This window comes from Nonomuraea sp. NPDC049784 (assembly GCF_040659615.1).
Lineage (GTDB): Bacteria > Actinomycetota > Actinomycetes > Streptosporangiales > Streptosporangiaceae > Nonomuraea.
This window is the reverse complement of sequence record NZ_JBFAMX010000420.1, coordinates 1-9,086: the sequence shown is the minus strand read 5'-3', so window position 1 is coordinate 9,086 and position 9,086 is coordinate 1. Positions and strand designations below refer to the sequence as shown.

Genomic DNA, 9,086 nt, shown 5'->3' with positions numbered 1-9,086 from the left:
GATCGGCCGCGCACCGGACCGGGCGCTGATGGCTCCGGCCGATGACGGCCGGCGTTGTCGATGTCGCGGCGGTCTAAGCCGCATCCCGGTTAGCATGCAATGAACAAGCGCGAGGAGGGGCAATCAGGATGCTGTTGCAGCGCCTCGGCAGGCGAAGCACGCTCAGCCGCGCAGTGACGCCCGATGCCCTCGTTATTGGCAGTGGCCTGGTGGTGGGCGCACCGAGGTCAGGCAAGACCATGCGCGTGCTGGTGCCGCTGGCGCGCGCCGCGTTGATGCGGGGCATCAGCGTCGACTACCTGGACTGGATGGGCCGTATGTGGGAGCGCGGTGCTGGGCCGGCCCTGGCCGACGTGGTCGCCGACATGAATTCGGCCGGATGGGTCCACGTCCATGAGCCCGGACGGGCGTTCACCGCGACGGAACTTCCCGGTGGCGCCGTGCTGCGCTTTCGGGGCGCCGACCGTGGACTTGAAGAGCACTACCCGACCGGCTCTCCCGTGGACAGACCGACCCTGTGCATCGTGGACACCTCCGATGCTCCCCAAGCCTCAATGGGCGACCTGGCCCTGGCCTACGCGTCAGTGTCGGCGAATGCTCACGTGGGAATGCTGAGCGCGGTCAACACGCTCAACGTGCTCAAACGCCGTGCGGACGGCGACGCCCGAGCCATCCTCGGGCGCAGCGCGACCACCGTGTTCCTGTACAACTCGCACCGGGACGACCCTGATCTGCTGGCCGCGGCCGGCGGCATAGATCCCGAAACCACCGCGGCGCTGCCCGTAGGCCAGGCACTGGTGACGACGGACGGACGGCGGACGCAGCGACTGCACGCTCCACTGTTCGCAGCAACCGCGTGAGTTCCCGGATCCTGCGGACTAGCTCTAGCAGGTGAAGCGCGAACTCACCGTCCCCGGCATTCGGAGGCCGCCCGGGGCGCGCGCTGAGCCAGGCCCCGAGGGCCGCGCCATGCCAGCTTCCCAGCCCCGGGGGCAGCACCCGTCAGTTGATCATCATTCGCGACTGGACACTCCCTCGCCGAAATCCTCCGCGTCCTCCAGGTCGAGGAGCGGTGGTCTAGCTCCCGGAATCAGCAGCACGGCGGTGTGCGGGACTGGGCCGTACATCTGGCGGATGGCCTCCAGCGTGTCACTGACCTGTCGCAGTGGCCGGTGCCAGCCGAGCCGTTCTTCTGTGCCGTCCTCGTGCCAGTAGGTCACCCCGATGGCGCACGCCATGCGGCTCCGAGGCAGGTCCGCCCCGCGCTCGCGAACGCTTCCGTCGGGGGTGGCCGATCGCTGCCAGTCCGGCGCGCCGTTGAACCTGGCGAGTGCATCGCCTTCCTGTTGTGCCGCCTCCAGGCCGATGTACCAGACAGACTCGGTGTCGAAGTCGTGGCCGAACCGCATCGCCACCCAGATGGCGCCGCCCGTGCTGTGTTCCATGATCTTCCTTCCCTTGCGTGAGGGGAGAAAGAGTGCCGAGCCGATTAGCTTACGTCCTCCTACGACGGCACACCCAGCGGCGAAATATGACCACAACTAGCGATATGTGAAGTTCCCGCCATCTGCTTAGCTGAATTGTTATCTGATGGCCGACCGCGTTCCCCTCGACCGGCTCCACCACTGACGTTGGGGGCGATAGGTGGCCCATCTGGGAGCGATAGTTGGCCCCGCGTCTCCGCCAGCAGGTCTGACTGAGCGCTTGAGTCGGCGGATGTGCGCTTGAGTTGGCGAGTTCTGCGCATTAACGAGGAGCGAGGAGAGGCTGCTGCGACCCGCCGGCTCGATCTGCTGTCTTCGCTGGCGAGAGGGATGTTAGGCCGTTTGCGTGCTTGATCCAGATCTGCCGTATGTCTGTGCCGCCGAGACTGCTGGGCCACAATGGCCCGCATGTCTACCATGCCCGAAGATCACGTTGAGACCGCAAACCCCTCTGCACTCAACGCCTATGACATGATCGCCGAGGGGTACGCGGCCGAGAACGAGACGAGCCTCGCGAACGCGTACTACGAGCGGCCCGCGATGCTGGAGCTCGCCGGGGACGTGACCGGCCGGCGGATCCTCGACGCCGGCTGCGGCTCAGGTCCCCTGTTCTCCGAGCTGCGCGATCGAGGTGCCATCGTGACCGGCATCGATGCGAGTGCCGGGATGCTGGAGCAGGCCCGGCAGCGGCTGGGCGCCGACGCGGATCTGCAGGTCGCCGACCTGGCCGGCCCACTGCCCTTCGCCGACGAGGCGTTCGACGACGTCATCGCGTCCCTGGTGCTGCACTACTTGGAAGACTGGGGACCGACACTGGCCGAGCTGAGACGCGTGCTGAAGCCTGGTGGCAGACTCCTCGTCTCGGTCGACCATCCTTTCTCCATCGCTCTCTTTCAGCACATGGCCGGGGAGAAGCCCAAGTACTTCGAGACCCGCAGCCGGACAGAAGAATGGACCATGGGTGGGCAGGCCGCCCAGATGAGGTTCTGGGACCGGCCGCTGCACGCGATGACCGAGGCCTTCACCGCGGCGGGCTTTCGCATCAGCGTCATCAGCGAACCGCCGTTCGTGCCGGAAGCCCGCGAACTGTTCGCCGAGGAGCTCCGCGAGATCGAGCCCACTCGCACGAGGTTCCTGTGCTTCTTGTTCTTCGTTCTCGAAGCCAGCTAGGTGCCCCGTAACGATCAATTGTTCATGGCTTAGCACTTCAGCGGGCGATTCCCCCAACTGAAGCGCTCAGTCACAACCACCACCACCGCCACCATCCACCACGTCGACCTTGGCAACGCACCGATGGGCGAGGTCGCGCTCCCTGGTTTGGAGGACGTACGGGCGAAGCCCGTGCCTTTATGAAAGCGGTATGGCTTGTACGACCGCCCGGCTTTACAACGTAGATTAATTCCGATCGTGCCATGCCCGGGATGGCCTCTGTGGATGAACGCCAGGCCGATACGCTCACATTGTTTCTCGGTGGCGGGGTGTTCCCGGCTGCATGGTGGTGCGCGGTCCGCCGAGGAGCTCCCACTCACTGTGGTGCCGCGCCTGTCAGGTCTGCGAGACATCGCGTTGGACCGCGCCCCGCTTCGCCCTCCCGGGCACGAGCGACAGCGCAGGCGTAACCCTGTGCCCGATGGCGGCTTGCCCTGAGAACAGGCCGCGACCTGCGCTAATCTCAGCCCTCTCCGTCCCCCGATGGGGACGTGGCCGCAGGACGCGCTGGCGTCCGGCTGAAGGGGGCAGAGAGGGGGAAGGGGACGTATGGCGGCTGGCCGATGCACTCACAGGCTCGACATTCGGAACGACATCGTGGTCAAGCGCTACACCTCGTGGGAGCGAGGTGAGCCCCACCGGGAATGGGCAGCGCTCACCTTGCTCGCCGAACACGCGCCCGACCTCGCGCCCGCGCCCGTCGAGGCCGTACTGGATGCTCACCCGCCCATGATCGTGATGACCAGGCTGCCCGGCCGCATCCTGCGCGGCGAGCACGCCACCGGGGAGCAGATCACGGCCATGGCCGCCGCTCTCAACCGGCTGCATCAGATCCCGGCCCGCGTGGTGAAAGAAGTCGAGCCCGCGCCGTGGGGGCCCGCAGCAGCCATAGACAAGGCCCGCTCCTGGGCCGACGAACAGCTGGCCCTCGGCCAGGCCCATCTGGTGCAGGAGGCATTCCGCGCGGGGGCCGCCTGGCTGGCCTCCACGATCCCCGACAAGCTCACCACGAACCCGCTGCCTCCCGTCCTCGGCTTGGCAGATGGCAACCGGGCCAACTACCTGTGGGACGACCTTCAGCGCTGCGTGAGGCTGATCGATTGGGAGGACTCCGGCCGCAACGACCGCGCCTTCGAGCTCGGCGAGGTCTGCGAGCATATCTCCCGCATTGACGGCAGCCTGGACGCTGAGCTGCTCCTGGCCCACATGGACTTGGCCCCTGAAGAAGCCGAACGCGTACGCGATTTCCGCATCCTCATCGCCCTGGGCTGGTTCCTTCAGCTTGGCCCCACCGGGCCGGCGACACCTCACAACCCGGTCGGCACCCTGGAACGCCAGGCCAAGAGAATTCTGCAGTTGCTCAGCTGACACCACCGCTTTGTCGCCGTCCGGGCGGCCTGTCACGTGAAGCCGCGCTCACGTGTTAGCCGACGTGGCCGCAGAGTGTGCGCCGACGTCCAGGTGGCGCACGTCGCGGACGCAGAACGCGGCGGCCGCCCCGGCCACGACGAGCGCCGCGCAGCCCGCCAGCACCGGCCGGCCGGCCGACGCCGACGGTGGCGGGCGGCGCAACCCGGCAACGAGCTCGTCCCGCGCCTTACCGGCGTCCGTGCCGTGCAGGGCGCAGTCGGCGCGGCGGGCGCACCAGTCGCGAAAGCGGGTGAGATGGCGCTCCCTATGTACGCAAGAGGTGGGCCCGCTGCGGCACATCGCTCATCTACGGAAAGCCCAGCCCCGGACAGCGGAACAATCAGGAACCCGCGTCAGTGGTCACCGTCTCCGGGTCCGGCGCTTTGATCGACACCTTGACTCCCCATCCCGTGAAGCGGCTGTCGATCGTGATCGTCTTGCCGTCGAAGCCACTCTTGTCGAACACCCCTGTTGCCGCGTACGAGCTCCTCACCCTGCTCACGAGCCCGGCCGAGGTGAGGCTGAGGGTGTAGGTGACTTTCGTGTCGTCGTGCATGCGCAGCGGGATCGACGCGTCGAACCAGCGCGACACCTTCTCCAGTTCCTTGAATGTGATCTTTCCTGTGATGGTGCTACCGCTCAGCTTGCCTTTCTTGATCAGCGCGGCTAACGTTCCCGGCTCCGCAGGGTTGATGACCTGCCCGTAGAAACCGCCGGCGCCGCCGGGCATGCCGCCGGTCTTGAGCCACGTCTTGCCATCTGGAAGGCGCTCTTTCCAGATGCCGCCCGAGGTATAGCTGACCTTGCCGACGCTGATGGTCCGCTCAGGCTCGGTGGGGCCCGTCTTGCTGGTGATGTCTGAGGCGGCGATGCCCTTGGCGTTGAACTGGAACGTTCCCTTGCGGCTCTGCAGCTTGACCTTGCCGTCTCCGATGAGAGTGGTGGTCTCGGTGAACCGTACGCCGTGCCCGGAAACCAGCTTGCTCTTCAGAGCTCGGACGGGATCCTTGGGCGTGGCCTGCGCGGGAGCGGCGGTCACCAGAAAAGCGCAGCCGGCAATCAGAACTGTGATCGTCTTCTTCATAGAACGTGATCTTTCCGGGAGCAGGTAACGAATGGGCCACGCTCCCGCGGTACACGGTTGGCAAGAGGTCAAGGACGGGAGTGTCAACTTAACGGCTGATCTTGTTGTTGAAGTGGCTAGAGGATGGCAGGGGTGAGGCGGCCTTCCGAAGGCGATCTGGAAGGCGTTCCGACACCGACCAGATCACCCGGGTGGTGACGCTGCCGGAGGAGATCCACGACGACCGCGACGATGGTGCCGCTGGCGGCCGGCGTCCGGCTGGAGGACCTGCTGCGGGACGCGGTGACGGCCGACATCGCGGGAGCCGCCCTGCGCAGCGGGTTGCGCGGCGGTGCCGGCGCCTTTGACCGGCATCTGGCCGAACAGTTCGCCCGCCACCTGGACGATCCGCTGCAGGCCTACCTGCATGCCGCGCTCGTGCTGGTGGCCGAGCATCGCGACCGCGGGCTCGTCGGCATGCTGATCGGCACGATGCGCAGAAGGTGATGATGCTCGGAGCGATCGGTCCGGCGAAGATCAAGGCGGTGGCCGTGGCAGAGACCGAACGCCACCGTGGGATCGGAGCAGCGCTGCTCAAGCGCTGCAGGCAGGTCTACGTCCACTGCGGCTACCTGCTGCTGTACGGCGCGATGCCGCCCACGCCCGGGTAGAGCGCCTTCTACCGCCGGCAAGGCTTCGACGTGATGGAGGCCGGGGCGCCGACGGACATGTGGATGGTCTTCGGCGTCCATTCCCACATCCTGCCCGGCGCCGGCGAACGCTTCTTCCGCCGCTTCCAGCCCTCACCTTGAGCCGGTGGGGCCAACGTCCTGGACCGGCGCCTCCACGGCCGTCGACCGCACAGGCCGGTCCCCGGAACACGGCCCGTGGCGGCCCAGGGAGTCGGGAAGGCTGCGCCCCGGCAGCGGCAGCGCGTGGTGCATAGGTCACATTCTCATCGCGTTGGGCAGGGGCCTCAGACGAGGTCAGGCCTTTAGGAGGGCGTCGAGGAGTTCAGCGTTTGCCTCGACACTGTGCGTGAGCGTCAGCCCGTGGTGCGGAAGTGCCTGCAGGTGTGCGGCGGCTCGGGCACGGGAGGAGTCATAGCCGCCGATCGGGGCTCGTACGAGCTGGAAGATGTCGGGGTAGCGGTCCTCGGCCTTGGCCATGAAGTCGTCGTCGGACAGGATGCGCGTGGTCTGGGTCAGGCGCGGCTGGTCGGCCGCCGCGTCGACCTGCGGGAACAGCAGGGCGGCCGCGTCCCCTTCTTGTGCCAGGCCGACGCCGAACCATTCGGTGAACTGCACTGGCCAGATCTGCGCTTTGAGTTCTTTGCCGCCCTCCCACAACGGATTCCGGCGTCCCTGCAAGAGGGCGTCCGTGACCCGCGCATCCTGTGTCGGGTGCAGGGCTTCGCCGGCGAGGAGCCGCTCCCGCACGATGTCGTACCAGCCGAGCGCGTCCAGCAGGCCCAGCCCGACGGCGGCGGCCGAGGGCCACGGCAGGACGCGTAGGTGGGTGTAAAGCACCCCGGCCCGCCGCTACACCGTCACGATGGAGATCTACACGCACATTCCGTCCGAGCAGACCAGGCAAGCCCTCAAGCGCCTCGGCGAGAGCCTAGGGCAGTGAGACTGCTGCACTTTCCTGCTGCACAAAGATCAAAAGGCCACTCCCGATCTCTCGGAAGTGGCCTTTGAACTGTGTCGGGGTGGCGGGATTTGAACCCACGACCTCTTCGTCCCGAACGCAGCCCGCGAAATGCTCTGACCTGTTCGATCAAGGATTGCCCTGGTAGAAGCCTTATTTCAATCACGTTCGCTTCATTTCGATCCATTTCAGCGTCTCCCAATCAAGATCGCTTCTCCCAATTTTCTCCCAGGCTCTCCCAAGCTCTCCGATGGGTATGGCCCGGCCGAGGCCTCGACCCCGGCCGGGCAACTCGGTGACGCCCCCACGCAGCCCGCTCTACAAACGCCCGTTTTCCACCGCAGACGGAGGGCGCACAACGAAGCATGCATCGGCGAGGATCCACGTGTGCCCGCGCCTGCCCGCAGGTACCGTGAAGGTATGAGCGCTCAGCCCGTGCACGACGAGGACCCGGAGGACCCTCAGGTCATCCTGCGCGATCTTCCCGCGCAGGAGCGGCCGGAGTTCCTGCGCCAGTACCAAGAGGCGGCGCAGGCGGCGCGGGACGACCCCAGCAAGTTCAGGAACCTCGTGCGACTCCTCAAGCACTGGCGGCTGGCGGTCGTGGCCACGAACCAGCCCGGCTACTACGAAGCGATCACCAGCGCCAAGATCGGGGCCCTGGCCTACGACGCCGCCCAGGGCCAGGCCGTTCCGCTCGATGAGGCCGTCGCCGCCGTTCTTGCCCGCCGCCGGTGACGTACAAGCCGGATTTATCGGAGCGCGCCCTCTCCCAGCTCGGCGGGTTCCCCGACCACGCGCTGACCGCGCTGACGCAGGCGATGGCCGACGTGTGCGAGAACCCCTACGATCCGCTCACCAGCTGGCCCACGCCAAGGGCCTGCGCGTGATCGGCGCGACGGTGATGCCGGTCAAGGGATCGGCCTACTACACCGCCCGCAGTGAGGCCAAACGCGAGGCCATCAACGCCTGGATCCGCGCCTCCGCCCCGTACGACACGGTGGTGGATCTCGACCGCGTCACCGCCTCACCCGCCGACGACCGGCTCAATCCCGCCTACGACTCAGGCGATCACCTCCACCTCAACGACGCCGGGTACCGAGCCATCGCGGGCGCCATCCACCCGGCCGACCTCGGCTGAACGCCCGAACCCCGCCTGTTGCCGATCGTCTCCACCTGCCGCACCCTGGCACCGCACTTGTGGAGGCGATCGTGGATGCCGTGGGATCAACCAGGGCTGTCTGCGGCCTGGCGCCGGACGGGTTAGGCCGCCGCGGTTGGCCCGTCATGCAGCCTGTGACGTCGATGTCCAGGCGGGGCGAACGCTTGAGCAGATCACGCTCGTCTTCCAGCTCGGCGCGTTCCTTCTCCCACGCCCTGTACGCACCCAATTGTGCAGCGTGTACGTGCTGATCCCCAGATCTTGCGCCGCCTGAGCAACGGGCTTGCCGGTCTCCTTGACGATTGTTAAGCGTCATTGCTCCTGAGTACGGCGAAGCGTGGCGCCGTCGAGGAAGACGGCGGTGATTGCCGCGCTGGCCTCTTCCACTCCCATCTGCCCCTGGATCACCAGGTTGCCGATCCCCCTGAGCAGCCCTACATAAGCGCTCATCAGGGTCGAGGCGGGCAGGTCGGTGCGGAAGGTCCCGTCGGCGGCGCCCCGGTCGAAGACGTCCTGGAACGTCGGCCCGAGCCGTCCGTTGACCTCTTCGAGGCCGTCCATCCTGCTGTCGAGCACGGCCAGCGCCCGATATTTACCGATCATGGTCACGGCGGCCCTGGTCAGCCGGGCCAGCGCCTCCTTCACGGGCACGGCGTCGAGGTCGGCGTCGTCGATCTTGTCGAACAGGTCGCCGACGGCCGTCTGGTAGAGCGCCTGGACCAGTGCCTCCCGGCTCGGGAAATAGCGGTAGAGCGTGGCACGCCCCACCCCGGCGGCCTTGGCGATGTCCGTCATGCTGGCCGCTTCGCCGTATTCCGCGAAAACCGTCGCCGCGATGTCGAGGATCCCGGCGGCGGCATGCTCCCGCAAAGCCGACCTTCTGATCATTGCCGTCATCATACGTCGCCGTCGGCTCGCTTGACACCGTATCTCGATGTTGAGACAGTCTGTCTTACTAAAGAGATCTAATGTCTCACTAGAGGGGGAAGATCTATGACCAATTCAGACCCGCCGGCGGTGTCCCGGCGTGGGTTCCTGGCCACGTCGGCGGCAGCCGTGGCAGCCGGCGCCGTACCGGCCGGCACAGGCAGCGCCACGACGACAGCCG

Annotated in this window: 14 protein-coding genes; 9 read left to right on the top strand and 5 right to left on the bottom strand. The window is 66.8% G+C overall.

All coding sequences use genetic code 11. The annotated features are described in order from the left end of the window. Positions 1-128 precede the first annotated feature (128 nt). A complete protein-coding gene (locus AB0J09_RS45940) occupies positions 129-860 on the top strand; it encodes a hypothetical protein (RefSeq protein WP_360706038.1) in 732 nt (243 codons plus the stop codon). A gap of 153 nt (positions 861-1,013) precedes the next feature. On the opposite strand, the gene AB0J09_RS45935 is transcribed toward AB0J09_RS45940, so the two are convergent. Beyond that, positions 1,014-1,445 (bottom strand): hypothetical protein, encoded by a 432-nt coding sequence (locus AB0J09_RS45935; RefSeq protein ID WP_360706035.1) that lies wholly within the window; start codon positions 1,443-1,445, stop codon positions 1,014-1,016. Between the two features lie 438 nt (positions 1,446-1,883). On the opposite strand from AB0J09_RS45935, the gene AB0J09_RS45930 reads away from it, so the two are divergent. Then, positions 1,884-2,654, top strand: a complete 771-nt coding sequence (locus tag AB0J09_RS45930; protein ID WP_360706032.1) for a class I SAM-dependent methyltransferase — start codon at positions 1,884-1,886, stop codon at positions 2,652-2,654. A 588-nt stretch (positions 2,655-3,242) separates the two neighbouring features. Further along, a complete protein-coding gene (locus tag AB0J09_RS45925) occupies positions 3,243-4,061 on the top strand; it encodes an aminoglycoside phosphotransferase family protein (protein WP_360706030.1) in 819 nt (272 codons plus the stop codon). Between the two features lie 48 nt (positions 4,062-4,109). On the opposite strand, the gene AB0J09_RS45920 is transcribed toward AB0J09_RS45925, so the two are convergent. Together AB0J09_RS45920 and AB0J09_RS45915 are read right to left on the bottom strand one after the other, a co-directional pair. Further along, entirely contained in the window at positions 4,110-4,403 is a 294-nt protein-coding gene (locus AB0J09_RS45920) for a hypothetical protein (RefSeq protein ID WP_360706027.1), read from the bottom strand. A 40-nt stretch (positions 4,404-4,443) separates the two neighbouring features. Next, positions 4,444-5,187 (bottom strand): hypothetical protein, encoded by a 744-nt coding sequence (locus tag AB0J09_RS45915; RefSeq protein WP_360706024.1) that lies wholly within the window; start codon positions 5,185-5,187, stop codon positions 4,444-4,446. A 231-nt stretch (positions 5,188-5,418) separates the two neighbouring features. On the opposite strand from AB0J09_RS45915, the gene AB0J09_RS45910 reads away from it, so the two are divergent. Together AB0J09_RS45910 and AB0J09_RS45905 are read left to right on the top strand one after the other, a co-directional pair. Continuing rightward, positions 5,419-5,673: a hypothetical protein gene (locus AB0J09_RS45910; RefSeq protein ID WP_360706021.1), complete on the top strand. Its 255-nt coding sequence runs from the start codon at positions 5,419-5,421 to the stop codon at positions 5,671-5,673. Beyond that, entirely contained in the window at positions 5,673-5,837 is a 165-nt protein-coding gene (locus AB0J09_RS45905) for a hypothetical protein (protein WP_360706018.1), read from the top strand. The genes AB0J09_RS45910 and AB0J09_RS45905 overlap by 1 nt, the downstream gene beginning before the upstream one ends. A 315-nt stretch (positions 5,838-6,152) precedes the next feature. Here AB0J09_RS45905 and AB0J09_RS45900 read toward each other — a convergent pair whose 3' ends face one another. Continuing rightward, positions 6,153-6,695, bottom strand: coding sequence for a hypothetical protein (locus AB0J09_RS45900; protein ID WP_360706016.1), 543 nt, complete (start codon positions 6,693-6,695; stop codon positions 6,153-6,155). Positions 6,696-7,236: 541 nt separating this feature from the next. Here AB0J09_RS45900 and AB0J09_RS45895 point away from each other — a divergent pair. Genes AB0J09_RS45895 through AB0J09_RS45885 form a run of 3 tightly spaced genes read left to right on the top strand, consistent with a single transcriptional unit; the run spans position 7,237 to position 7,957 of the window. Then, positions 7,237-7,554, top strand: coding sequence for a DUF6247 family protein (locus AB0J09_RS45895; protein WP_360706013.1), 318 nt, complete (start codon positions 7,237-7,239; stop codon positions 7,552-7,554). Next, positions 7,551-7,706: a hypothetical protein gene (locus tag AB0J09_RS45890; RefSeq protein ID WP_360706011.1), complete on the top strand. Its 156-nt coding sequence runs from the start codon at positions 7,551-7,553 to the stop codon at positions 7,704-7,706. Before AB0J09_RS45895 ends, AB0J09_RS45890 begins: the two co-directional genes overlap by 4 nt. Next, positions 7,649-7,957, top strand: coding sequence for a GDSL-type esterase/lipase family protein (locus tag AB0J09_RS45885; protein WP_360706008.1), 309 nt, complete (start codon positions 7,649-7,651; stop codon positions 7,955-7,957). Before AB0J09_RS45890 ends, AB0J09_RS45885 begins: the two co-directional genes overlap by 58 nt. A gap of 333 nt (positions 7,958-8,290) precedes the next feature. On the opposite strand, the gene AB0J09_RS45880 is transcribed toward AB0J09_RS45885, so the two are convergent. After that, positions 8,291-8,866, bottom strand: coding sequence for a helix-turn-helix domain-containing protein (locus tag AB0J09_RS45880; RefSeq protein ID WP_360706005.1), 576 nt, complete (start codon positions 8,864-8,866; stop codon positions 8,291-8,293). A gap of 105 nt (positions 8,867-8,971) precedes the next feature. On the opposite strand from AB0J09_RS45880, the gene AB0J09_RS45875 reads away from it, so the two are divergent. Next, positions 8,972-9,086 (top strand): twin-arginine translocation signal domain-containing protein (locus AB0J09_RS45875; RefSeq protein ID WP_360706041.1); only part of this gene is annotated, 115 nt, incomplete at its 3' end.